We start from the raw sequence: 23,609 nt of genomic DNA on the forward strand, positions 1-23,609 counted from the left end.
TCAATTCATGGAGCAAACCCGATGGCAACGATTCAACGTTTTCAGAGCAGCGCGCGTATGTCCGGTGTGGTCAGTCACGGCGATCTGCTTTACCTCTCCGGCCAGGTGCCCACTGATCTACAGGTTGGCATCGAAGAGCAGACGCAGCAGGTACTGGCCAAGATCGAAGCCTTGTTGGCATTGGCGGGCAGCGACAAGGGCCAGCTTTTGAGCGCACAGATCTGGCTCAAGGATATTGACCGTGATTTCGCCCTGATGAATTCGGTGTGGGACGCCTGGCTACCCACCGATAGCGCTCCGGCGCGGGCCACTGTTCAGGCAAGTCTGGCGCGGCCTGAAGTGCTGGTCGAGATCATGGTCATAGCCGTGAGATCTGCTCCTGGTGTTTGAGTCGAGCGTGGTAGGGCGCTGGAGGTCTGGGTAGGAGAGAAGTAGCGCTGAGAGCTCAGGTTTACTGGATTTGAGGTACAAAAAAAGACGTTCTTGGACGTCTTTTTTTTTGTTGAAGTGGTAGAGCCGGGGTAATTTGAATTGGCTCAGCAAGACATTGATTTATAGTATTAATATCTGTTTTTATTTTTAGTTGGAATACCAATTGGAATGCCGTGCGAAATTGCACTCCACTTTACCACCCGTTTGCATTCGATCTGACCACAGATTGCATCAGAGTAGATCGGCACGCTTCGTCACCGTGATTGCTAGTGAAACTGCCCATAGCTGCCGGTGGCGATAGGCAGAAATCACCTAATAGCAGTCGTATTAAAGACCTTCCTAGAACACGATTATGGAGCCGGCCGGCCCAAGTCTCTCAGTTTAGATAACCACTTCGGAGGTCGATTGCTTTCGCAGTGCAGTCCTAACCAAGCGCTCCCGACTGAAGCTCTCCCATGCCTGGGCTTCTGCCATTTCCCGCAACGTCAGATCTACGCTTCCGCCATTCCTCCCCAGTCGAATCAAGTCTTGGAAAAAAGGCACAGTTAGTAGTTCGGGCATCTCATCCTCTGCTTCAGTGGCCAGAACCGCATATTTTTCGATGGTCGCCTTTGTTTTTACCCCAAGCGATTCTGCGATGGACTCCCACGGTACACCGTTGGAAAGCAACGTCTTGGCCGTGGACCACTTAACGTAGTTGTTGATGCGCTTCGCCAAGGGCCATGATCCTACGTCCAGCTCTTTGAAGATCGCGCGGTACATGGTGAGGTCTGCTTTGTGCTGGTCAATGAAGGTCAAGCAAGCAGCGCGGTTCTCACGCTGGAGCGTGGACATCGGGATGCGTAACTTTTGTGAAATTTCGCGTGCCAAGTCCAGCTGCTTCCTGAGGGGATACTTCACCGAGTCGGGGGTGTACCTATCCAGGTAAGCAAACACTTCCAGGGACAGCTCGCTATTTTTTGCAGGCACCGGGGCGTTGTCGGCCAGATGAGCCATTAGCCTTTCGCAGCCCAGAGGGAGCTGGATTTCGAGGGTCTGGTTACCTACGATGAGTTGGCCGACACAGTACAAGGGAATCGTATCATCGACGTCATCATGACTAGCGGATCCAGTGGGCCAGCTGTTCTCTTCCTCCCGGAGCGCGCCCTGATAGATACGGTTTTCGCGCATGAAGGCAAGGGTATCGGCGGGCTTACTTGATACGTAGCGACATCCCTCCGTGTAGTTACCCTCTACAACGGCCGAGGCAGCACGGCCCTCTAGGTCAGCCCGCAGAAAAGCGCCCCACAGGCCGCTTGGAAGCATTAACAGCATCCACTCTCGGAACTCGCAAGTCTGTGACACCAGCTCCACGTACTTCCTATCGGCATCCGTCGATGTGAAGGGAGGTAACGATTCAACAACATCCTCGGGTGTTGGCCGGAACGGTAGCCAGCGCTCAAGGCCTTCGCACATGAACTCTTCAGTGGTCCACCAGACGCGCTTTTCATCGTCCCACTCAACATAGAACTGCTTTGCCTCATCCTTTTCTTCGAAGGGGACCGCTAAATCTATACGCTTGGACATTTCCATGATCCTGCTAGGTTGTACCCCCCCAAATGAGTGACGAGGGCTATATAACGGTATTTTACCTTTGTGCTTTCGGGGAACCACTATCCGGCGTGCATTGCCATGATCAGATTTGAGTCCAGGGCGGATAGCAATTTCTTGCCCATTACCAGGAGCTGTAGATTTGGAGTTTGAAAATAAGCGATGGCATGTCGCCGCGTTGCTGACTGTCGTAATGGCATTCGCCACGGGCATCGGCAACCTGGGATCTTCCTACCTGCTCCTGTCCGTGAAAAATCAGGAGGAGTCAGACAGGTCTGAGATTGCCAGAAGAGCGAAGGGCGCTGAACTGCATTGCGAAAAACTTCGGGAGGGTGCTTCGCTAGCCGCAGAGATAGAGTTCAGCGCCGACAGAGGCTATCCGGATGCGCTGAGGCTCGCTGATTTGCTCTCGGACGCGGTCGGCGCGCAAGGGAAACAAAATTTGACGCTTGCGAGTGAACAACTGGCGTATGAGAAGCGTGCGTCCGCGTTGGTTCCCATGCTGTCCGAAGATGAGGCTAAAATCTTAAGTCGAGTTACGCTGCATCACTACGTTGTAACGCGCATGCGTACGAGCACAGTGCCCGCAGAAATGCGAGTTCCAATTGCTGAAGGCGGGTTCAACGCCAACGAGGAACTGAACGGCATCAGAGAAGGTGGGGCAGAACTTGCAGCATCATACCGTCGTCAATGCACAGAATCGCCCTCTCGGAATTCGACATGATCAAAACCCATCCCATTTCCGGTACACAACAAGCACAAAAGTGGCTTGACCAGTTTTCGATGGGTGATCGTCCTCTGGCGCAAGAGTTGCTCGAATCTTTTCTCCTAGTGTCCCGGGACGATTTCAACGATCACTTGCGAGCACTCACACTTGAGCATGCTGACAGGGTTAAGGGGGTTGTTGCTCTCTATGCCGAGCGTGAACTTGGACACCGATTTGGGGTGCCTCACAGGCTTTTTAAAGAGTCGCCGGGAAAGCATCGACGTGCACTAGGGGCCGCTGGCCCACCAGCAGTGAAGTCCACGAAAGGGTACGATCCGTCTGTTGGAAGCGAAGGCGTCGTTGCTCGTTTGATTACAGACCTGTGCCGTGAGTTTCCCAAGAAGTTCATTAGTCATCCCGGGCCAGAGCAAATCCGCCGAAAGCGGGTTCGGGCGTTTTGGGTTATGACCGATCTTGTAGGTAGCGGTCACCGCGCTCGTCGGTATCTTGAGGCGGCCTGGCTTGTCAGATCTGTGCGCAGTTGGTGGTCCGGCAAGTTTCTGAGATTCGCAGTTGTCGCATATGCCAGCACTGGCAAAGGCGAGCAATATGTTCGAAGCCATCCATGCCGGCCAGACGTCATCCACGTGATGCCATGTCCTACGATTGACACCACGCTGTCGAAAGCAGGCGTCAGCAAAATGAAGCTGCTATGTGAAACATACGATCCTACGATTGGTGATCCCGGCATATCGCCTTGGTCACAGGGCAGCGCTAGCCTTGGGTATCTCAGCACTGGAGCGCTTCTTATTTTCGCTCATGGCGCGCCTAACAATGTGCCTCTGATGTTTCACAAGGCCTCAAAGCGCAAAGATCCCCAGTGGATCCCGCTTTTTCCTTCTAGAGTGACTGCCGGTATCGACAGTGAGTCCTTTGGTGTGAGCTTGACCAGCGAAAAGATACAGCTTCGATTGGAGCGCTTCGGGCACGCATCGTTGGCTAGGTCTAATGCAGTGGTACAGTCCGATATTCCAACGGGCGAGGTGTTTCTCATCCTCTGCGCGCTCTCCCGCCCTCCAAGGCTCAATGACAGCGTTCTGTCACGCCGAACTGGTTTACCCACCTATAGGGTCGCTCGACTCTGCCATCTAATGGTCACTTATGGATGGATCGACTCCCAGCGTCGATTGACCGACGCAGGAGCGGGCCAGCTTCGGCATGCCAGAAAGCAGATGAGTGCATTTATAGAATCCCTGCCTGACATTGGCGAATTAGAACAAAAGCCGTACTATCCGCAATCGTTGAGACGACCAGTCTGAAATCTAGATTCGGTGCGCGTTGAACAGAACGCAACCACCATTGATGCGCTTCGGCTCATCAACCGGGCGCAGACTACTGCCGCTCTATGATATAGCCCTTGCTTACGGCCAAGCGCTCCCGCCACACGCGACGTGGCGAGGTCTTCTGCCTGCGGCGGGAGCCCTCACCCTACGGGTGTCAAAGTAGATGAAGGACTGGAAGCCTCAACCCTACCGTCGTATCGCTCAAGAGTTGGGCGTATCAGATGCGGTTCTTCGATCGGCACTCGCAGCTAGCGAGGCCGTGGTCGCAGTTCATCCAAAGCTTCCTCCAGTATTGACGTTAAAGCACCTGTCTCGGCTAAGCGGCGTTGGGTATATGGATTTGCGGCGTTATGTGAGTCGCGAGGATCCGCATACCTACAAAGTGTTCTGCATTCGTAAGCGCCCTCAACCTGATGGTCGTATTCGCTTCAGGGAAATTTGCGTTCCCGAGCACAGTCTTTGCGACGTTCAGCAGTGGATAGTCAGACATATTTTGGTCCACGGTCGACCGCATTCGGCCAGCACGGCCTTCGCACCAGGCGCAAAATTGATCGACGCGGTTCAACCGCATTGTGGCAGTCGCTGGATAATCAAACTCGACGTCCGGAGATTCTTTGAGTCGATCTCAGAGATATCTGTTTACAACGTTTTTAGGAGTCTCGGCTACCAGCCCCTTGTCTCATTTGAGCTGGCTAGAATCTGCACACGTATTGGGTCCGACAAAACGTGGCTGAGCAAGACACGTCGGTGGCGTCGAAAGGCACCTTTGCATGTTGCCGCAATTCGGAACTACTCGGCAAAGCAGCTAGGTTATTTGGCCCAAGGGGCGCCCACAAGTCCAATGATTGCCAACCTAGTAATGCGCGCGGCAGACGCGGAAATTTCCGCGCTCAGTGAACCCTTCGGCATCACCTACACACGCTATGCAGACGATCTAACGTTCTCGACTAACAGCGCCCATTTTGACAGAACCACAGCGAGTGCACTCATTCGGAAGGTCTATCAAACGCTTGGGCGGTTCGGCCTCCAGCCGAACCTTGCTAAGACACAGGTAGTGTCACCTCGTGCGCGGAAAGTTGTCTTGGGGTTGTTGGCCGATGGAGTTTCTCCGCGGCTGACGAGGGAGTTTAAAGGCAAGCTGCGCATGCACCTTCACTACTTGGAGCATGTCGACGTTGGCCCCATCAAGCATGCACAGCGCCGTGGCTTCTCGGCGGTTGCTGGTCTACGCAATCATCTCCTAGGGTTAGCCGCCTATGCTATTCAAATTGAGCCTGAGTATGGCTATGCAGTGAAGGCAAGATTGATGGCTGTGCACTGGCCGATCATCTACTGAGCATGGCGACTGGCTCTCGATGCAGGAAGCTCTCTTGGTAATCAGAGACGCCGCATCTTTTGGTTATCGATTGCGCTGAAAAGGTGGATGGCGCAATGACCGATTGCGGCCGATCTTTGCCTGTCATGACTGGCAGGAATCGGCCAACAGCGGTCGGTCAGAGCAAATTTTGCCACCAAAAAGCTAACATTTCGCTTTTAGCGTGCAATCAAATTATCGAGCTGTACAAACCGACGGTTCCTGCCGTTCACAATGTGCGCGAAATGGGGGGGGCTCCATCCGCTTGGGATAAGCACCGCGTGGTGGGTGGTGGCGAGCTCTATGAGGTATATTTGATTTGACCAGATCAGTCGTTTCAATAACCTACGGGCTTGAACCCCTTGATTGCTGGTATCCGACCGCAGTGTTTGTGGGCGATGCAGTTGCGGTCTTAAGCCTAGACCAGTACGCTTGATACAGCGTCGCTTTGTAAGGACCTATATGACTAATGGATAGCCGATAGGGGAATTTTATGCACGGTTTGGAAGCTCATCCTACCCTTAGGGCGGTAGTTCGAGACGATCTAGGGCGGGAGTACTGCTTCCTCGTGAAAGTCATTGTACCTACCGAAGGCAAAGCTTACGCGCTATTCGATGACTTAGGAAAACCAACAGCGTTGACCTTTGAACAGAAAGCGAACAACTCAGTTTCATTCGTTTCATTCAATGGGCTCTGGATTGAAAATGACGAAGTGACATCTTTGGATATTCTTCTAAAATCCAAGCTGATTTATATAGGCCAGCTGATTAGCTTGGCTTAAATTGCCAAACCCAATAGTTAACTTAGAAGCTATCTTGAATACATACTCAACTCCTGCGTTTCGCTCATTCAAAGTATTCATAGGAGAGCTAACAGCTGTTGCGGCAGGGATCCACGTCGGGATTCAAGAAACCATCTCTCATGTTAGTAAACTCGATCAGTCTGATCCTTGGGAGTTCGCAGCGCAGCGTCACGGAATCCGTGTTAGTGGCCTACGTTCCGAAAAGGTTTCAAGCGGCGCAATTCGACTCAATATTGTGAGTCTCTATAGTGGCTTCGATCTTTTTATCTCAGATATTCGGGGGCAGTTTTATGCAATCCATGGGAAAAGCTGGACGCAAAACGATGGGGACACGCCTTTCCAAGCGCTGCTGAGAAATACTCCATCTGGAAAGCAGGCGCATGAAAATAGACTTGGCCCAGGCCGTATTTTAACGATGGATTATTATAGGCTTGCTCGAAACGCAATCGCACATCCAAGTAACGAAGCCGTAGCTATAGCGGAACAATTTTACCAGAGCAATAGCCAACAACTCATCCAGACAGCCTCAGATTATGGTATGAAGTCAACTCCTAGCGAGGTTGCAGGGCTTAGCTTTCATGACATAAAATACATGGCTAGAGTTTCCCTTGATTTGGCTGTGGCTATAGACAAGGATTTTGACCCTGGAGATGTAGTACTTTCCAGATTGATTCCAGAAAAATTTGCAAAATTACCGAAGTCTGAGGCTCGCCGTCATAACGCAAAAAAAGGTTGGCTTTCAGAAAAGTTTGGAATAAACTCCGATCGCGCGGAACGTATCATTTCTATGACTCATAAGCTTAGTGGTTGAGCGTCCCCCTTCACAAGCGAATTGGAAATGCAGTTCGCTTGTGAAGGGGAAGGATCCAGTTCGAATCTGGAATGAGTCTCCATATCCTTCAGAAGTATAAGAAGCTTAGGGTTTAATACAGGCTTCAATCCCTTCTGTACGCCCTCACTGATTTCAAGTGTAGTGCTGCCTGAGGCAGTCGGGAGGCGCGAACAATATTTTACCCAAGGCGCTTTCTATAACTAGAAGCTGTGCAGGATATACCATGCTGCGCACTAAAATGGTATGTGTTCGTCAATTTCAAAATCCCCATGATATTGATAAACATCAGCAAGGATCGTTTCCAGCCTCTTGCTTAGCTGCTTATCAGAATTCAGAAGCTCTAGAGTTTCAAAATCAGAAAACTTATAGTCGATCTCAATTTGCAATAAATTTCTGCTCCCAAACCAAAACAAACTCACGTCGCCAAAGCCGTCCAAAGACCGACGATTTCGCAGAAGAGAGCTTATTATTGCAGGCTTGACTAACTTATTAAAATCACCCAAAAGCATGCGCGCTTTGGGACCTTGCTTATAAGCGTCCGCATAGAAGTCCTGATAGTGCTCAGCTACTATTTTACAGTTCCCCTGATGTAGCGTTGAATACTCTTCCAAGGCGCCAGAAAAAGCCTCGGCGGTAACGAATTTTATTCTGGCGACCTCCTCTCTCTCGTTCAAAATATAACGACACAGATAGTCTTCAGATTTTATGCTACTAGTCTCGATTGAATCACCATTAAAGTAGACCCTGGCGATTTCGCTATCTATGACTGAAACCAAATTGAACTGATAGTATCTCTTTGTATTTGCCTGTCTCTTATCCAAGATACTCATTTCATATGCTTGAGCTTTCATCAGTGAAGTGATAGATGAGAATATATTTTTATCATTTTGACACGTATGATTAGCCTTGCTGATTTCTTGAAACGCGAAGACATCGACGCTAGGTGGAGAAAAAAGGCTGGGACATATATTAGAAAGTTTTTCATGATAGGCTGCTGCCCAAGTCATTTTCGACAAATAATAATCTATTGCTGGATGATTGCTCCACCCTTTAAATGGCCTCCAGTTAGCGTTTGGGTCATTCTGCTCGATAGGCCGAGATAGTAGCGCCCAAGCGTTCGCTTCACTTTTTTTGCAACTAACGATGATCACTGTGTATATAGATATCCCTTCGACAATGTTGACTTTATATGCCAATAGGTCGATTTCACGAACGGTGCCTTCTAAGTCGTCAATATAGCATCTATTGCTAATTAAGTGCCAGCCATTCAATCTTAAGATATTACCAATTTCAAATTCAAGCTTGAACCCTGTTTTGCCTATAGCTTGCGTCACTTTTTGCAAATCTAAAGCCATTATATTCATCCATTAAAACTATGGGGGCACTTAAAAAGATTGGGCAATGGCAATGGCTATCATTCGAAAATCGACTCATCTGCCGGGGCCATCATCTGCGGCGTCTCGGGCAAGTTTTGATTTTGCCGATAAGTATGTCTCATATACAGATTTATATGCAGGCAAAGCTGCAGGGTCAGAGCTGAAAGTAGTAATGCTGACCAACTCTAACTCTTCTACCCCCGGCAAAATGGCATTTAGGGCTTCCTTCCTAGAACTAGTTACGAAGTAGGCATTGTCAGCCATAATATCCAGCATAAACATCGACAGGCTCAGTGACTTTTGAGTTGAGTCCGTTTTAGGTGTAACCCCTGCGCTAAGTATATCTCTGACGCGTTTTACGGTAGGAAGTCGCGGTGCGGGTATAACTCCTTGGGAGTCACAATTGTAAAAAATATATGACGGATTGCATTTCGACTTTGATAGCACAGTCAACTGCAGCCCCGAACTGTGGTTTCTCTGGCTGATGTCAACATCTATGCCCACCGATCTTTTAGCTTGAAATACCACTGGACAGACTTTCAGTTTTCCATCGCTATCTTTCCACTCGAAAAGCAAAGCAAAATCGCCGCCGGTAATTTTTTCCCTTTTTTGGACTTGAAGCTCTAGCTTTTTTACGTTGAGCTGAGCTCCCAACTTTGATAGATATTGACTGTATCGACCTTGTACAAGTTTTGATTTTGAACTCAATAATTGAATCAGGTGTCCAGTAAGTTGAACTTCATTGTTAGGGCGCGAACATGTCTCTAGGAATTCCAGTTCCGCCTCTTGCGCAACTTGAATTAGCGCCCAGACCTCAAATGAAGAGAATGAAACAGGACAAGTTAAGTATCTCTTGTGGTAACAGGGGAATTCGGCCTCATCATGATTTAGGTACATCAAAGTAACTTTCCCGGCGTCCGCAGCAATGCCAAATGAACGCTTCAGAGCCGTTAAAGTGTATTCAGCCAATTTGGGGTGCTTTGCATAACACTCATAAACCGAGCTGGATCGCGAATCCTTTGAGAATTCTGAAAGTACTCCTTGCCATAAATCATCTGCTTCAAGGATGCCGAGCGAAATTCCCGATAACGCTATTTTTTCCATATTAGTAGTACTACCAAAATCAATGAGGTCGACAAACCAGGCGATGACACTATTAGGGCTCATGCTTCACAAGGCACTATAGATCTCCTCCGCTACGCCCTCAAGCGGTGTTCGAGATATCGTCAACCTTCTAATGGACATTGTTTCACTAGTCAGAAGCCGTAGGCACGCTCATAAGTCAGAACTTATCCGCCAGAAGTATCAATGGATTGTGTTTTATGAACTCTGAGCAAGGATGGCCAACACCTCCAGCCGCGACGATGCTCGCGACGTGCCGCACCTGCGCAACTGAATCGCCCTTGTATTCGTAGACGCACGACTGGCCGCTGTGGGTTTTGCCATTGCGGCGGTGTTTTTCGAGTAGGTTTATTCGCAAGAGATATCCACGCTGAGAGATGAAGGATGGTAAGTGAGTCTGGAGGGTTGCCTATTCACGATTCGAGAATTAAATCAGCATTTCTCGCTCATTCCCTAATCGTTTCCAGATCAATAGGGTAGTGAGGCGATAGTAATCCCGGGTGACGTCGGAATGGTCTTTCAGGTGCTGTGTCAAAAACCAGCGCACATGCTTGAGCTGCCAGGTCCAGGGATTATCGCGTTGCCATCGCTGTTGAATGGCTGCTTGCATGATTCGGGCTTGGCGTAGGTGGCGTTGCTGCGTGACCTTCGAGCCGGTCAGTACGCCGCTCAGGAACAGTGCCATATCGAAGGGCTTGCTCACGCTCTCCCTCCAATGTAGGCCGAAACCACATCGATCCGGTTATGCCCGAGCTCAAGGCTGATCTGTTGCCGCGCCTGTTGATCAAGGTCGCGGTCAATGCGATAGCAGTGGCCACCATTGACTGGTGCCGCGTGGCCCGTGAGTTGTTCGTAACGTTCGCAGGCGTAGGCTGCTCGCAGTTCATGAAAGCCTTTCAACCCGTGTGCATGCAGCGTTTCGCGGGCGGGGAGCACGGTCTGTTGCAGGAACGCGGCGTAGCTTTCGTCTCGGGTCAGCAAGTTGCGGCTGCCGGTTGGCGACGCATTTCGGGCGAGCTGCAGCGCCGCTTTCACCTCTGCATTAACTGCAATCCATCGCGGCGCTGAAGCCCCTGAGCGGCCGCCTTTGGTGCCGTCCTGGATGTTGATGCGGCCTAAGTGTTCGGCTTCGCGGTGCAGTCGTGGCAGGTCAGCCAGGATCGCTTCGCGCAGGCGCATACCGGTTGTTCGGGCCAACAGGACAATCGCCGCCACCCGTTCGTGTTGCTGTTTGCCTAGCGCCTCGAGTACTCGCCGCATCTGTTGGTGGTCTTGGCCATCCGGCGCGCGGGTGCGTACGCTCGAGCGCTGCAGTCCTAACGCCTGGCTCGGGCTGGCGATCCTCACGTCCTGATCACCGCGCAGCGCAGCGAGGGTGCGGTTGACGCTGCTCAGGCGGTTCTGCGCGGTGGCGATGCAGAGTTCGCCTTGCTGGATCTGCTGGCGCAGGTAAGCTGCGTAGTCCTGCAGCGTTAATCGATCGATCTGGTGCGCATCGTTGTAGCCGGGGCCGTCCTCTGACCGACACCAACGCACGAACGCTTGCCAGCGATCGCTATGCGCTTTAACCGTGGCGAAGTGGCCACCGGCAAACAAATCCTTGAGCGCTTGCGGGCCGGCGTAGCTCAGCTGGCGGCCATAGCCAAAGTTGCGCCCATCACGCCGACCGACCAGAGCCATCGTCATCACCGTGTTCGTTTGTTTGCAGAAAGAGCAGCAGGGCTTTCCAGTGAGGGCTGAGCCTGTCCACCTGCTGCCAGTGTGTCGGGCGGATCAGGAGGGCGTTCTCGTGGTGTTGCAGCAGTGCCCCTTCCTCACGCAGTTGCTCGATCAGCAGGGCGAGGTGGGCAGGCTCCAGGTGTGGTGTGGCGACAGCGGCGACAGCGGCGACAACCCGCGTCGCTTCTGGCCTGGCGCGTGGCGACAGGGTGGCGACAACAGCGGCGACACGCCGCGCTTCGGGTTGTGGTTGTTGTTGCGCCTGGTAGCGACGCACCGCGTCATTGAGGCGAAACATGGCGGACCTCGAAGGTTTTTCCGTCGCGGCTGCTCAGCCAGCGATGAGTGATCAGCACGACCAATAAAGAGGCGGTATGGTCAGCGCTCTTGCGGGCAAAACGAGGGCCGTTGCGATTGACGTCGCGGATGGTGAAGTGGGTCCAGCCTTTCTGCATCAACCAACGCAGCAGCCGATCAGCCTCTTCGCATCGGCTATTGACCGGCTCCTGTTCGGTCAGGCGCTGAATCTCGGCCAAGTAGTAATCCATCAGCGTGGAGGCGCGCTGGATGTGTGCTTCCTCCAATGCACTGGCCTCTTCAACCATGGCCAGCACGCCCGCGATACGCAGTACATTCGCCGCCGCCTTACCCGCGACAGACTGGACGGCGGCCAGCTCGCCGAACTCACCAGACTGGCACTCGATGGTGTCGTGAATATCAATCCAGGCACGACGGGCACGGGCGGTCAGTTCGAGCGTGGCGGGATTGAGTGAGCCATCCTTGTGAAGCGACCAGGGCTTTTGTAGCAGGGCGGTGATCCGCTGTTGGTAGTCCTGGACTTTGGCATCTCGGGTCAGGTCGATTGCCTTGTAGAGTCGCTGGCCAGCCAGGCGCTCGGGCCAACTGATCAGGCAACGGCCGAGGATGCCTTGGCCATTGATCACCGGGTCTTTGAACAGTTGGTTGGCCAGGTAGGGCTGCAGCATCAGATGCAGACTGAGGCGGCGGTCATAGGCGCGCAGGCTTTCTCCGGCCATGGAACGCGCCCGGTCGATCGGGCTACCATCCCACAGTGTCGACAAGGTGGTGATCGCCTTGAGCAGGTTCTCTTTGCTCATGGTGCTGCTGCCCAAGAACTGGCCACCTTCATCATTGAACAAGCCCATGCTGGGCAAACCATGGCACAGGCTTTTGACCAGAGCCTCAATGGTGGGTTCGGCAATGATCAGTCTCGGCGGTACCGGCTCGGATAGCTCACCGCCTTCCGCCTCCGCGTGTTTATTTGAGGTTTTGGGTTTGGCCATGATGTTGGTAGCGGCGCGATAGGTTTTTAGCTTTTCCGCATAGAGGGTCCACTGCTGTCGTTCCCAGTCGCGCGCCGCCTTCAGTGCCAGGTGATCCACCGCGCTTTTGCGATCACCCGAGGACGCCACCGTCAGTAGGTAAAGGGACAGCGGATAAGTTCGGCCGTCGAGTTGGGCATTGGCATGGCCCTGGCTCACCAAGGCCGTGGTAGCCAGCACCGATTGTGCAGCCATGGCGCAGGGTACGCCGATCACCTCGGCCAGTCGTTCGACCGCAGGGCCCAACAAATCCCCGAGTGCTTCGACCGGGTAGGGCAGTGGCGCCTGCTGGTACTCCAGCAAGGGTTGTGGTGGCTCGAACGCTTCGCACAGTTGCATCGCTATTCTCCTGAAATTGTCGACTTCGTCCTCACTCATCCCGCCACGGTTGTTGAGTGTTATCAGGGATCAAGGCCCCTGCGACCTGTGAGGTTTGTCCACTACGCGGGACTGACGGCTCCTTACGGCCGGGAGCTTGGGCATCTCATGATCTGGCCTCCTGAACACTTCCGCAAAAGTGGGCGGGTGGAGGCTGCACTGGCTGACGAGACCGGCGCCGCGAGATCCTGAGTCGGGTGAAGGCAGTGAAGCGATGACCGGGGCATGCCTGACTGTCAGTCAGGTGCAGTCCATTCCGAGGGCTGCGGCACCATCATCGGCATCGCTGTGGCGAGTGAGCATTCGGTATTTGTCACGCCGATTGTCACGAGGGGGAAAGCCGCAAAGCCCCATGCGAGTTGGGCTGCAGCAGTGTGAGAGGCGCCCGTCTCTTTCGGGGGGAAAGAGACGGGCAACAGGTTGGCGCAAGAACTGGCCAAGCGGATAAGTTGCTGCAGGGCCGCCAGGACGGAGTATGAGTTGCCGCAGTGGGCGCTCTGGAAGAAGTAGGCATCCATCACATGGGTAGTGACCGTGCGAGCCGCCGGACGCTAATCGCATTTGGGGGAGAACCACCACGGTGTGGCGTAGCCTCAAAGGTTCTGGCTACCTGGGTGCTGTCGAGGACAGCGCTGGTACGGTTCTGGTTTAGCGCTCATTTTGCTCGCGGTCAATAGCATTTTTGGGGAGATTCTTGCGCCAATCGGTAGCGCTGGAAGACCTTGGAGGTCGGTGGCTTTCCATGGCCTAGTGGTCGTTGGTCGGTTTTAAATGTGAGCCCATGCGGGTGAGAATGCGGAGCCTTCTCGCCCGAATGGGCTTAGCCGGAAAGGCCCAAAGAGCTAGACTTGCAATGGCGACAGTCGCCACCTCTGTCGCCGTGCTGCAGGCCAGGTATTACGCGGGTTGTCGCCGGTGTCGCCGCTGTCGCCAACACCTGAACGCTCAGCGCATAGGCACGACGTTTCGGTCCCTGGTTTGATTGATCGCAGATGCCGACAGGTTGCTCGGAGCCGCCTTATGGATATGCTCACTCCCCCAACCCATGATTGGACGCCGTCGTTCAATGTAGTCCGCGCGGTTGTACCTGACAGCCTCACCCGCTAATCGTTACACTGCGCGCACCCCATCAGGCCGGCGTTCCCGGTTTGACTTATTGCTCGCAGTGTTGCTGCGCTGGGCAGTAAACCCATCAGTCAATCCAGGTAGTTATCAGTAGTGATCACAGGCGCCATCAAATCCCAAGTTGACCAGATCTGGAATGCGTTCTGGAGCGGCGGTATTTCCAACCCCATGGAAGTCATCGAGCAGATGACCTACCTGCTCTTTATCAAACGCCTCGACGAGTTGCAGACGGTTAAAGAGCGCAAGGCTGCGCGCACCGGGCAGCCGATTGATAATCCGATTTTCAGTCCCTACCAGGCGCATTTGCGTTGGGCGGCGTTCAAGGCGCTGGGTGATCCTTCCAGTTTGTACGCGTTGATTGCCGACAAGGTATTCCCTTTTATCAAGTCGCTGGGCGGTGAGGATGGAGAGTCCACTTACGCCGGGCATATGAAGGATGCGCGTTTCACCATTCCCAGCCCGGCGTTGCTGGCCAGGGTGGTGGATATGCTCGACGCCATCCCCATGGAAGACCGCGACACCAAGGGCGACCTCTACGAATACATGCTCGGCAAAATCGCCAGCGCTGGGCAGAATGGTCAGTTCCGCACACCTCGGCACATCATCAAACTGATGGTCGAGATGATGGCGCCAAAACCATCGGACACCATTTGCGACCCGGCCTGCGGCACCGCAGGTTTTCTGGTGGCGGCTGCCGAATACCTCAACACCCACCACAGCCACGAGCTGTACCAGGATGCTGCCAGCGCCAAGCGCTTTAACCACGACACCTTCCACGGCTTCGATTTCGACAGCACCATGCTGCGCGTTGGCTCGATGAACATGCTGCTGCACGGCGTGGAAAACCCGGCGATTGAAAACCGTGACTCGCTCAGCGAAGGCCATGCCGGCGTTGAAGGGCAGTTCAGTTTGATTCTGGCCAACCCGCCGTTTGCCGGCAGCCTGGATTACGAAAGCTGCGCTAAAGACCTGCAACAAATCGTCAAAACAAAAAAGACCGAGCTGCTGTTTCTCGCCCTATTTCTGCGCCTGATGAAGGCCGGCGGCCGCGCGGCGGTGATCGTCCCGGACGGCGTTTTATTCGGATCCAGCAACGCGCACAAGGCGCTGCGTCAGATGCTGGTGGAAGAGCACAAACTGGACGGCATTGTTTCAATGCCGTCGGGTGTGTTCCGCCCCTATGCTGGGGTGTCCACTGCCATTTTGCTGTTTACCAAAACCAACTCTGGCGGTACTGATAACGTCTGGTTCTACAACATGCAAGCCGATGGCTATTCGCTGGACGACAAACGCAACGAACTGGCCAGCGACAAACACGACAGCAACAACCTGCCCGACATCATCACCCGCTGGCATAACCGCGCCGGTGACGCTGACCGTGCACGTACCGAACAGAGCTTTTTGGTGCCCAAGGCAGAAATCGTCGGCAACGACTACGACCTGTCGATCAACCGCTACAAGCAAGTGGTTTACGAGGAGGTGCAGCACGAGTCGCCTCAGAAAATTCTGGCTGAGTTAAAGGTGCTGGAGGCGGAGATTATGCGGGGGATGGATGAGTTGGAGGGGATGATCGGTGAGTAATCTGGTTGCGCTAGGCGAGTGCACTGATCGATGTCTGACTTGGAATCCGGCAGCAGACGATCCCGATGGTGAGTTTGACTACATTGATTTGTCATCAGTCGATAAAGATACAAAGCGCATCGAAGGTATTAGCCCTATTGCTTGCTCGGCTGCACCATCTCGTGCGCGACAAATTGTTAAGGCTGGAGACATCCTTGTCTCCACTGTACGGCCTAATCTAAACGGTGTGGCTGCTGTGCCAATTGAGCTTGATGGTGCCACTGCGTCGACTGGCTACACCGTTTTACGGCCGCGCTCGGATAGGGTCGATGGTTCGTATCTTTTTCACTGGGTAAAGCACCCTAAGTTCGTTGGAGAAATGGTGCGCCTTGCTACAGGGGCAAGCTATCCAGCCGTCAGCGACAAAATTGTTCGTGCGGCAATGATCCCGCTCCCATCACTCCCCGAACAACGCCGTATCGCGGCGATTTTGGATAAGGCCGAAGCGCTGCGCGCCAAGCGCCGCGAAGCCATCGCCAAGCTCGATCAGTTGATCGACTCAGGATTCCGAGAGTTTTGCGGCTCACCTTATGGCCCACCGGTTTCCATCGACCAACCATCTCAACCGGATGCTGGCCAATACGTTCCTCTTGTGAGTGTTGCACGTCTCGCCACAGGCCATACACCAAGTCGGGGTATCGCTGAGTATTGGGACGGTGACATTCCGTGGATCAGTCTTTCGGACATCAGGCGCCTAGATGGGAAAATAGCATTGAATACGGAACAGCAAGCAACCGCTAAAGGGATATCTAATTCTTCCGCCGTTATCTTGCCAAAAGACACAGTGTGTTTCTCAAGAACCGCATCTGTAGGTTTTGCAACGATTTTGGGACGGCAGATGGCTACATCACAAGACTTTGTAAACTGGGTATGTGGCGAAAGAATTAACCCACTTTACTTGCTTGCAGCATTTAGAGCGTCAAAGCAATATTTGGTCGCTAAAAGCACAGGCTCAACGCACAAAACGATCTACTTCCCCGTAGCAAAGCGGTTCCATGTATATCTTCCGCCTCTTTCAGAGCAGGCGAAATTTGGGGAGTTGATGAGGCTGGTTTGGCAACAAAAGGATGTAGCAGAACAGCAGGTATCCGCAGCAGACCGCTTATTTAGTTCGTTGCAGCAAGCGGGATTTAGCTCGCAACTCTAGCCCGTTTGGATGGGGTGAGCGTAGCGATACCCATCAACTAACATAGTCCAATCGAATGCGTATCGCGTTGCTCAACCCATCCCGCAGGCTTTACCGGCACCAGTACAGTGCCCCGGCACGCCAAGGAACAGGCAACCCAAATGAATCAATTGTTCCCCGCACGTACCACTTGCCGCTTCGACACCCCTGTCGAGCGCCGGCTGGACGAGCGTTTGAAGAAGCTCGAAGACGATTATCTGTGCTGGTTCAATGTTCCGGAGGGGCCTAAAGCTTTGCGGCCGAATTCTGTGCTGATGCATCCGCCGAGCGGCGTGCTGGAGCTGCTGGGTTGTGAGTCCGAACGGCAGGAACAAAACTGCACCTTGGAGCGCATTCGCAACGAGCAAGGCCAAGGCCGCGCGTTGGATGATATTGCGGTGATCGATCGCAGCACCGCTGAGGCCCAACGCATTGAGCGGACCTTGAGCGAGGCCAGCGGCAAGTGCCACGGCACGTTGTATGGCTGCGAGGATGCGGTCAAGGTCGTCAGCATGCATTCGAGCAAGGGCCCGGAGTTCTGCCCGGTGCTGATCCCTAACTTGGGGAAAATACCGAAAAAAGGTGAAGACCAAGCCGACGAGACGCGCCTGCTCTACGTGGCCATGACACGCGCGATTAATCGGCTGGTAATGACCTATCGCGAGCCGTCTAATTTTATCCGCAGGATTCATAATTTAACCGGTAGCTTGCGCCATCACCTATGCGAAATTGACTCACAGAAGGCAGCTGGCTGATATGAGCAACTTTGAATTTCTCATCCCCGAATTTAAAACACTGTTTGAGCCGGCCAGGGGCGCGGAACAGCTGGTGTATTCCGACCCGCGTGCCTGCTGCATGCGCACCCGCCATGCCTTGGAACAGGCTGTGCATTGGCTGTACGAGCATGACCGCGACCTGCGCATGCCTTACGACAATGGCCTTAACCTGCTGCTGACTCAGGTCGAATTTGTGCGACTGCTGCCGCCGCAAATTCATCAAAAGGCGCGGCTGATTCAGAAGTTCGGCAATCAGGCGGTGCACGCCAATCAGCCGATTAGCTACAGCGATGCGATGAAGCTGGTGCGAGAGCTGTTTCATCTGCTGTTCTGGCTGGCTCGGACTTATACCCGAAAAAGCGACCCAAAGAGCATCGATGCGGCGTTCGACGAAAAGCGCGTGCCGCAGTTGGTCAGTGTTAGCGATGCGGCGGCCTTTACCCGCGATGAATTGAAGAAGCAGGAAGCCAAGTTCCAGCAACAGATCGCTGCCCAGCACGGCACTCTGGAAGCCCGCGAGGCAGCGATTGCCGAACAGGCTGCAAGCCTGAGCGAACGCGAAGCCTTGCTGGCGAAGCTGGATGCCGAACTGGTCGCCACCCGTGCGGCACTGGCCCAGGCCAAGGCCAACAATATTGCTGTACCCGATAGCCACGATTACGACGAGGCCGATACCCGCCGGTTGTTTATCGACGTGCTGTTGCGCGAGGCCGGTTGGGAATTGGGCAAAAACGCCGACGCCGAAGTACCAGTCAGCGGCATGCCTAACGCGCAGAGCGAGGGGGTTGTCGATTACGTGCTGTGGGGTGCGAACGGCAAACCGCTGGCGGTGGTGGAAGCCAAACGCAGCCTGAAAGACCCGGACGTGGGCCAGCAACAAGCCAAGCTGTATGCCGATTGCCTGGAGGCCGAGAAAGGCCAGCGGCCGCTGATTTTCTACAGCAACGGCAACCACACCTGGCTGTGGGATGACCGCCGTGCGCCGCCACGTGAGGTACAGGGGTTTTATACCCGCGATGAGCTGGAACTGGCGATTCAGCGGCGCAGCCTGCAAAACAAGCTGAGCGAGCTGCCGATCAATAGCGAGATTGTCGAGCGGACTTATCAACACCGGGCGATTCGGGCGATGACTGAGTCACTCAGTCAGGGCCGGCGCGCCGGTTTGCTAACCATGGCCACCGGCACCGGCAAGACGCGGATGTCGATTGCCCTGATCGAACTACTGATGCGTGGCAACTGGGTCAAACGCGTGCTGTTTCTGGCGGACCGGGTGGCCTTGGTCAATCAAGCCGCCAGTGCCTTCAAGGAGTTCCTGCCGAACTCCAGTCCAGTCAATCTGGTCACCGACAAAAATGGCCAAGGTCGGGTGTATCTGTGCACCTATCCGACCATGATGGGTCTGATCGACCAGATGGAGGGCGACCGTCGCAAGTACGGCGTAGGCCATTTCGACCTGATCGTGATCGACGAGGCGCACCGGAGTGTTTACCAGAAGTACGGCGCGATTTTCCGTTACTTCGACAGTTATTTAGTGGGCCTGACCGCTACCCCGCGTGACGAAGTGGATCGCGATACCTATCACCTGTTCGGTCTGGAGACCGGTGTGCCGACCGATGCCTACGGCCTGAATGAAGCGGTGGATGATGGTTATCTGGTGCCGCCCAAGGCTTATTCGGTGCCGATCAAGTTTGTTCGCGAAGGCATCCGTTACGACCAGCTCAGCGATGATGAGAAAGAGCACTGGGAGTCGCTGGATTGGGGCGATTACAGTGCCGAAGGTGATGCACCTACCGAGGTGCTAGCGTCTGAGATCAACAAGCAGTTATTCAACGAGCCAACCGTTGACCTGATGCTAAAGCACTTGATGCAAAATGGCCTGACAGTGGAGGGTGGGGACAAGCTTGGCAAGACCATTATTTTTGCAGTGAATCAAAAGCACGCCGATTTTATCGCCCGGCGCTTCAATCATCATTACCCGCACTTTAAGGGTGAGTTTGCCCGGGTTATCACCCATGCGGTGAGTTATGCGCAGACTCTGATCGATGACTTCAGCAGCAAGCTGAACAAGCAGCCGCAGATCGCCATTTCCGTGGATATGCTCGATACCGGCATCGACGTGCCACAGGTGCTGAATTTAGTGTTCTTCAAGGCCGTTCGCTCAAAGGTGAAGTTCTTGCAGATGATCGGCCGCGGCACGCGCCTATGCCCGGACCTGTTTGCGCCGGGTGTGCACAAGCGCGAGTTCGCCATCTTCGATTTCTGCGCCAACTTCGAATACTTCAACGAAAATCCTAAAGGCGCTTTGGGCGGTACGGCCGAACCGCTAGGCAAGCGGTTGTTCAAAGCGCGGCTGGATCTGCTGTCGTTGTTAGCGCCGAAGGACGTTCGCGAGCCTGGTGATCTGGCGGAAACCAGAGGCCGGTACGATGCCTTTGTCGAGCTGCGCACGGAGTTGACCGACGAGCTGCACGACGAAGTCGCGGCGATGAATAAGGACAACTTCATCGTGCGTACCGAACTTGAGCACGTAACCCGCTTTGCCGAGCGTGAAGTTTGGAATACGCTGGATGATGCGGCGCTGGGTGATCTGCGCAGTCACGTCGCCGGCTTGCCGAGTGAGCGCGCTCCTGAGCACATCACCGCCAAGTTGTTCGATCTCCTGTGCCTGAATTTACAGCTGGCGTTAGTGCGCTCGACCAGCGACTTCGTGACGTATCGCGATAAGGTGGTCGAGCTGGCCAGCCAGCTAGAAGTGATGGACAGCATTCCGGCAGTGCATGCTGAGCTGGCGTTGCTTCAGGACGTGCAAACCGACGAGTACTGGCAGGACATCCGCTTGCCGATGCTTGAGCAACTGCGGCGCAAGATGCGCGAGCTGATCAAGTTTATCGAACGCCGCCCGAGCAACCCCGTTTATAGCGTGCTGAGCGACGAAATTGGCGAAGCGACGGTGGTCAACCTGAAGGATTTCAACACTGGCATCAATCTGGAGCAGTACAAGAAAAAGGTCGAAGCCTATATCCGTGGCAACGAGAATCACGTGGCAATCGCCAAGCTCAAATTCAACCGGCCGCTGACACCGAGCGACCTGAGCGAGCTGGAGCATTTTGTCTACGAGTCGGAACCGGTTCAGAGTCGCGAGCAATTCGAACAGTGCTATGGCGCTGACCAGCCGCTGACTCTGTTGATCCGCTCATTGGTAGGCTTGGACCGTAACGCCGCAAAAGAGGCTTTCGGTCAATTCCTCGACGAGAACCGCTACAGCAGTCAGCAGATTCGTTTTGTTGAAATGATTATTGAGCGTCTCACTCGGCAGGGCGTAATGGAGCCGGGCCAACTCTACGAGCCGCCGTTTACCGCACTGCATCATGAGGGATTAGACGGTGCGTTTGGCGACGCTGATGCCAACGCGATCATTTCGGTGATCACCGCAATCAAACGCAGTGCGGCCGCTTGATGGCGACTGACTCAATAATGGGCACTGCCTGGTTTGCACTGGCGTCGGGGCCTGTAGCATTTGACTAAGCGAGTGGCGACAGTCGCCATTTCTGTCGCCATGCTGCACGCCACGGATCACGCAGGTTGTCGCCGCTGTCGCCAACAGGTGAGCACTCACCGTATCGGCACGACGTTGTGCTCCCTGGTTTGATTGATCGCAGATGCCGACAGGTTGCCGGTGGCCGCCTTCTGGATGTGCTCACTCCACCAAGCCATCATCGGACGCCGGCGTTCGATGTAGTCCGCTCGGTTATAAGCGCTTCGTACTTCGTCCTTGTCGACATGCGCCAGCGCGACTTCGATGAGCTCCGGATCCCACCCATGCTCGTTCAGGATAGTGCTGGCCATGGAGCGCATGCCGTGGCTGACCAAGCGGTCCTGGAAGCCCATGCGTTTCAACGCCATGTTGGCGGTCTGGCTGTTGGCGTGGGTGCGCGGATTTCTATCAGCTGGGAACACGTATTCCCTGTGGCCGCTGAGGGGCTGAAGCGCCTCCAGTAACGCGAGTGCCTGTTCGGTCAGCGGGATGGTGTGGGGGCGACGCTTTTTCATGCGCTCCGGCGGGATGGTCCAGATGCGTTTGTCAAAGTCGATGTCTGCCCATCGAGTGGTAGCCGCTTCGGCAGGACGGGTCATCGTGTGCAGTTGCCATTCGATCAGACAGCGAGTGATCCGCTTGATGCTGGCATTCGCGATTTCCAGCATGAGCTCCGGAAGCTCATCAGGTGCAAGCGCAGCCATGTTCTCTTTCTTCGGCTTCTTGAAAACCGCCCGGATACCGCTGAGGGGATTCGCGAAGATCATTCCTGAGTTGACCCCGTAGGTCATGATCTCGTTGAGCCGTTGGCTCAGCCGTTTCACTGTTTCCAGACTACCTTTGGCTTCGATTGGGCGAAGGAGCTTGATCACCATCGGGGCGCTGACTTCCGAGATTGGTGTCGATTTCATGCTCGGAAAAACGTGCAGTGTGAGTGAGCGCCAGATGTCTTCAGCATACGCCGGCGTGACCGAGTCCTTCTTCAGCTCGAACCAGGCGGTGGCGACGTTCTCGAAGGTGTGTTCCGTTTCCGCTCGTTTGGCTTCCTGAAGCTCATTGCGCTGAGCTTTTGGGTCGATGCCCTGTGCAAGCAGCTCTCTGGCCTCAACGGTTTTCTTTCTGGCTTGTGCAAGAGAAACCTCGGGATAAGAGCCGAGCGCCATGTTGATTCGATTTTTGGTGACGGGATGTCGGTAGTTGAAATTCCATTGCATCGAGCGATTGACCCTGACTCGCAGCTGGAGCCCGTCGCCATCGGTGAGGACGTAATCCTTGTCTTTCGGTTTGACCGCCTTGAGCTGGCGGTCGGAGAGGCGGGTGGTTTGAGCGCACATGAGAAGTACTCCATGACACCTTTTGGTATTCCCAAGATTAGCGCCGGATAGCCGGGAATACCATTGGGAATACCAAACCGCCTGGAACTCAAAAAACCTGGAAAGCCTCCGGTAGTCCTGAAACCCCCGTATTCACTGGATTTCAGGCACAAAAAAAGACGTCCGTGGACGTCTTTAGATGATGAAGTGGTGGAGCCGGGGGGATTTGAACCCCCGTCCGCCAGTACTCCGCTGTCGGTACTACATGCGTAGCCGTGTCTATTAAGTTAACCCTCAGCGACCCGACGGGCAGGGTGCTTTGGGCGAGTTGTGTAAGTTTTAGCCGATTCGTCCACAACGTACTGCACGGCGATTCCGTTCTATATGACAATCACTTTGGGTTTACGGACATCCCCTCATGATTGCTGGACCCGAAGGTACCAGAAGCTCAGGATCTAAGGCTGCTTACGCAGCGATAGCGAATTCCTGGCCGTAGTTTTCGTCATTGGCAACTATAGAAGTTGCAACAGTGGATTTACGAGTTCTGTTACCAACTCGGCATGCACCTAGAGTTTCGCAACCGGCGTCGAATCCTAAACGGCCCCGAACCTGTCGCTCCGTGAGTCTGTTGGAGCGGCAGGCATGTGCAGTGTACGCCAATCCATGTCCGAGGCCAACCCGAAGGTTGGCCTGCGGTAATGCTACTGGTCGCCTTTGGCGTTGTTCTGCAGCTTCTGGATGGCCTGATTGGTCAACGAGATGCAATTTTCGGTGCCTTCTTTGGTGCCTTTGGCGTGCTCAGCCTTGGCTTGTCCGACGGTGGCGTCGATGTCGGTCTTTAGACCTTCGCTCATTTGCTCGGTGCTGACTTTGGCGTCGCTGATCTTTTGCAGGTTGATTTTGCAAAGGTCATCCTGGCTTCCTGCAAACACCGGAGAGGCCAACATCGCAGCGGAAATGAACAAGCCAGCAAGTGCGGTGTGCTTCATGTGAATCTCCTTTAACGTCTGGTCTCGGTGCTGGCCGTAGGGTCACAGACAGGGCCGAGCATAAGGGAGGACCCAGCGGAGCCGGGCCT

At 54.2% G+C, this 23,609-nt stretch carries 19 protein-coding genes, 1 tRNA gene, 1 other RNA gene and 1 pseudogene; 11 read left to right on the forward strand and 11 right to left on the reverse strand.

Features of this window, described 5'->3' with window-relative positions; translation table 11 throughout:
- The first annotated feature begins 21 nt into the window (after positions 1 to 21).
- Positions 22 to 390, forward strand: coding sequence for a RidA family protein (locus AD659_RS03105; RefSeq protein ID WP_053118291.1), 369 nt, complete (start codon positions 22 to 24; stop codon positions 388 to 390).
- A gap of 423 nt (positions 391 to 813) precedes the next feature.
- Here AD659_RS03105 and AD659_RS03110 read toward each other — a convergent pair whose 3' ends face one another.
- Positions 814 to 1,998, reverse strand: coding sequence for a DUF5710 domain-containing protein (locus AD659_RS03110; RefSeq protein ID WP_053118292.1), 1,185 nt, complete (start codon positions 1,996 to 1,998; stop codon positions 814 to 816).
- A 166-nt stretch (positions 1,999 to 2,164) separates the two neighbouring features.
- On the opposite strand from AD659_RS03110, the gene AD659_RS03115 reads away from it, so the two are divergent.
- From AD659_RS03115 to AD659_RS29710, 6 genes are all read left to right on the forward strand, one after another.
- Complete coding sequence (locus AD659_RS03115) at positions 2,165 to 2,746, forward strand: hypothetical protein (protein WP_053118293.1); 582 nt, start codon at positions 2,165 to 2,167, stop codon at positions 2,744 to 2,746.
- A complete protein-coding gene (locus AD659_RS28965) occupies positions 2,743 to 4,047 on the forward strand; it encodes a phosphoribosyltransferase-like protein (protein ID WP_082343506.1) in 1,305 nt (434 codons plus the stop codon). The genes AD659_RS03115 and AD659_RS28965 overlap by 4 nt, the downstream gene beginning before the upstream one ends.
- Before the next feature lie 187 nt (positions 4,048 to 4,234).
- Complete coding sequence (locus AD659_RS28970; protein ID WP_082343507.1) at positions 4,235 to 5,407, forward strand: reverse transcriptase family protein; 1,173 nt, start codon at positions 4,235 to 4,237, stop codon at positions 5,405 to 5,407.
- A 586-nt stretch (positions 5,408 to 5,993) separates the two neighbouring features.
- Entirely contained in the window at positions 5,994 to 6,206 is a 213-nt protein-coding gene (locus tag AD659_RS03125; protein ID WP_153043936.1) for a hypothetical protein, read from the forward strand.
- 34 nt (positions 6,207 to 6,240) lie between these two features.
- The gene (locus AD659_RS29705; RefSeq protein WP_153043937.1) at positions 6,241 to 7,038 is read left to right on the forward strand and encodes a hypothetical protein; all 798 of its coding nucleotides are present in this window, start codon (positions 6,241 to 6,243) and stop codon (positions 7,036 to 7,038) included.
- A tRNA-OTHER gene (locus tag AD659_RS29710) sits at positions 7,017 to 7,120 on the forward strand. Before AD659_RS29705 ends, AD659_RS29710 begins: the two co-directional genes overlap by 22 nt.
- Positions 7,121 to 7,292: 172 nt before the next feature.
- Here AD659_RS29710 and AD659_RS03130 read toward each other — a convergent pair.
- From AD659_RS03130 to AD659_RS30120, 7 genes and pseudogenes are all read right to left on the reverse strand, one after another.
- Entirely contained in the window at positions 7,293 to 8,414 is a 1,122-nt protein-coding gene (locus tag AD659_RS03130) for a hypothetical protein (protein ID WP_053118296.1), read from the reverse strand.
- A gap of 75 nt (positions 8,415 to 8,489) precedes the next feature.
- Positions 8,490 to 9,602 (reverse strand): hypothetical protein, encoded by a 1,113-nt coding sequence (locus AD659_RS29715; RefSeq protein ID WP_153043938.1) that lies wholly within the window; start codon positions 9,600 to 9,602, stop codon positions 8,490 to 8,492.
- A 382-nt stretch (positions 9,603 to 9,984) separates the two neighbouring features.
- Positions 9,985 to 10,260 carry a hypothetical protein gene (locus AD659_RS03135; RefSeq protein ID WP_053118302.1) on the reverse strand — a complete coding sequence of 92 codons (276 nt, stop codon included), beginning with the start codon at positions 10,258 to 10,260 and terminating at the stop codon, positions 9,985 to 9,987.
- A complete protein-coding gene (locus tag AD659_RS03140) occupies positions 10,257 to 11,237 on the reverse strand; it encodes an integrase domain-containing protein (RefSeq protein WP_053118758.1) in 981 nt (326 codons plus the stop codon). The genes AD659_RS03135 and AD659_RS03140 overlap by 4 nt, the downstream gene beginning before the upstream one ends.
- Complete coding sequence (locus AD659_RS03145; protein ID WP_053118304.1) at positions 11,215 to 11,574, reverse strand: hypothetical protein; 360 nt, start codon at positions 11,572 to 11,574, stop codon at positions 11,215 to 11,217. Before AD659_RS03145 ends, AD659_RS03140 begins: the two co-directional genes overlap by 23 nt.
- Positions 11,558 to 12,958 carry a YfjI family protein gene (locus AD659_RS03150; RefSeq protein WP_053118306.1) on the reverse strand — a complete coding sequence of 467 codons (1,401 nt, stop codon included), beginning with the start codon at positions 12,956 to 12,958 and terminating at the stop codon, positions 11,558 to 11,560. The genes AD659_RS03145 and AD659_RS03150 overlap by 17 nt, the downstream gene beginning before the upstream one ends.
- A gap of 984 nt (positions 12,959 to 13,942) precedes the next feature.
- Positions 13,943 to 14,083, reverse strand: a pseudogene (locus AD659_RS30120) (integrase); the annotation flags it as partial.
- 132 nt (positions 14,084 to 14,215) lie between these two features.
- Between AD659_RS30120 and AD659_RS03160 the strand changes: the two are divergent.
- The 4 genes from AD659_RS03160 to AD659_RS03170 all read left to right on the forward strand — a co-directional run bounded on the left by AD659_RS03160 (position 14,216) and on the right by AD659_RS03170 (position 21,140).
- Positions 14,216 to 15,703, forward strand: coding sequence for a type I restriction-modification system subunit M (locus AD659_RS03160; RefSeq protein WP_053118308.1), 1,488 nt, complete (start codon positions 14,216 to 14,218; stop codon positions 15,701 to 15,703).
- The gene (locus tag AD659_RS28975; RefSeq protein WP_082343508.1) at positions 15,696 to 16,889 is read left to right on the forward strand and encodes a restriction endonuclease subunit S; all 1,194 of its coding nucleotides are present in this window, start codon (positions 15,696 to 15,698) and stop codon (positions 16,887 to 16,889) included. Before AD659_RS03160 ends, AD659_RS28975 begins: the two co-directional genes overlap by 8 nt.
- A 140-nt stretch (positions 16,890 to 17,029) precedes the next feature.
- Positions 17,030 to 17,662, forward strand: a complete 633-nt coding sequence (locus tag AD659_RS03165) for a 3'-5' exonuclease (RefSeq protein ID WP_053118310.1) — start codon at positions 17,030 to 17,032, stop codon at positions 17,660 to 17,662.
- Position 17,663: 1 nt separating this feature from the next.
- Complete coding sequence (locus AD659_RS03170) at positions 17,664 to 21,140, forward strand: DEAD/DEAH box helicase family protein (protein ID WP_053118311.1); 3,477 nt, start codon at positions 17,664 to 17,666, stop codon at positions 21,138 to 21,140.
- A 155-nt stretch (positions 21,141 to 21,295) separates the two neighbouring features.
- Here the strand turns inward: AD659_RS03170 and AD659_RS03175 are convergent, their stop codons facing one another.
- From AD659_RS03175 to AD659_RS03180, 3 genes are all read right to left on the reverse strand, one after another.
- The gene (locus AD659_RS03175) at positions 21,296 to 22,552 is read right to left on the reverse strand and encodes an integrase domain-containing protein (RefSeq protein WP_053118313.1); all 1,257 of its coding nucleotides are present in this window, start codon (positions 22,550 to 22,552) and stop codon (positions 21,296 to 21,298) included.
- A gap of 187 nt (positions 22,553 to 22,739) precedes the next feature.
- Positions 22,740 to 23,136: a transfer-messenger RNA gene (ssrA, locus tag AD659_RS28980) on the reverse strand.
- Between the two features lie 96 nt (positions 23,137 to 23,232).
- Entirely contained in the window at positions 23,233 to 23,520 is a 288-nt protein-coding gene (locus AD659_RS03180; RefSeq protein ID WP_053118315.1) for a hypothetical protein, read from the reverse strand.
- Positions 23,521 to 23,609 lie beyond the last annotated feature (89 nt).

Origin of the sequence: Pseudomonas thivervalensis, assembly GCF_001269655.1 — a bacterium.
GTDB lineage: Bacteria > Pseudomonadota > Gammaproteobacteria > Pseudomonadales > Pseudomonadaceae > Aquipseudomonas > Aquipseudomonas thivervalensis.

Bases quoted from the DNA above. Each gene is read 5' to 3' on its own strand.
- AD659_RS03105 (WP_053118291.1), top strand. From the start codon at position 22: ATGGCAACGATTCAACGTTTTCAGAGCAGCGCGCGTATGTCCGGTGTG.
- AD659_RS03110 (WP_053118292.1), bottom strand. From the start codon at position 1,998: ATGTCCAAGCGTATAGATTTAGCGGTCCCCTTCGAAGAAAAGGATGAG.
- AD659_RS28965 (WP_082343506.1), top strand. From the start codon at position 2,743: ATGATCAAAACCCATCCCATTTCCGGTACACAACAAGCACAAAAGTGG.
- AD659_RS28970 (WP_082343507.1), top strand. From the start codon at position 4,235: ATGAAGGACTGGAAGCCTCAACCCTACCGTCGTATCGCTCAAGAGTTG.
- AD659_RS03130 (WP_053118296.1), bottom strand. From the start codon at position 8,414: ATGGCTTTAGATTTGCAAAAAGTGACGCAAGCTATAGGCAAAACAGGG.
- AD659_RS29715 (WP_153043938.1), bottom strand. From the start codon at position 9,602: ATGAGCCCTAATAGTGTCATCGCCTGGTTTGTCGACCTCATTGATTTT.
- AD659_RS03140 (WP_053118758.1), bottom strand. From the start codon at position 11,237: ATGGCTCTGGTCGGTCGGCGTGATGGGCGCAACTTTGGCTATGGCCGC.
- AD659_RS03145 (WP_053118304.1), bottom strand. From the start codon at position 11,574: ATGTTTCGCCTCAATGACGCGGTGCGTCGCTACCAGGCGCAACAACAA.
- AD659_RS03150 (WP_053118306.1), bottom strand. From the start codon at position 12,958: ATGCAACTGTGCGAAGCGTTCGAGCCACCACAACCCTTGCTGGAGTAC.
- AD659_RS03165 (WP_053118310.1), top strand. From the start codon at position 17,030: ATGAATCAATTGTTCCCCGCACGTACCACTTGCCGCTTCGACACCCCT.
- AD659_RS03170 (WP_053118311.1), top strand. From the start codon at position 17,664: ATGAGCAACTTTGAATTTCTCATCCCCGAATTTAAAACACTGTTTGAG.
- AD659_RS03175 (WP_053118313.1), bottom strand. From the start codon at position 22,552: ATGTGCGCTCAAACCACCCGCCTCTCCGACCGCCAGCTCAAGGCGGTC.
- AD659_RS03180 (WP_053118315.1), bottom strand. From the start codon at position 23,520: ATGAAGCACACCGCACTTGCTGGCTTGTTCATTTCCGCTGCGATGTTG.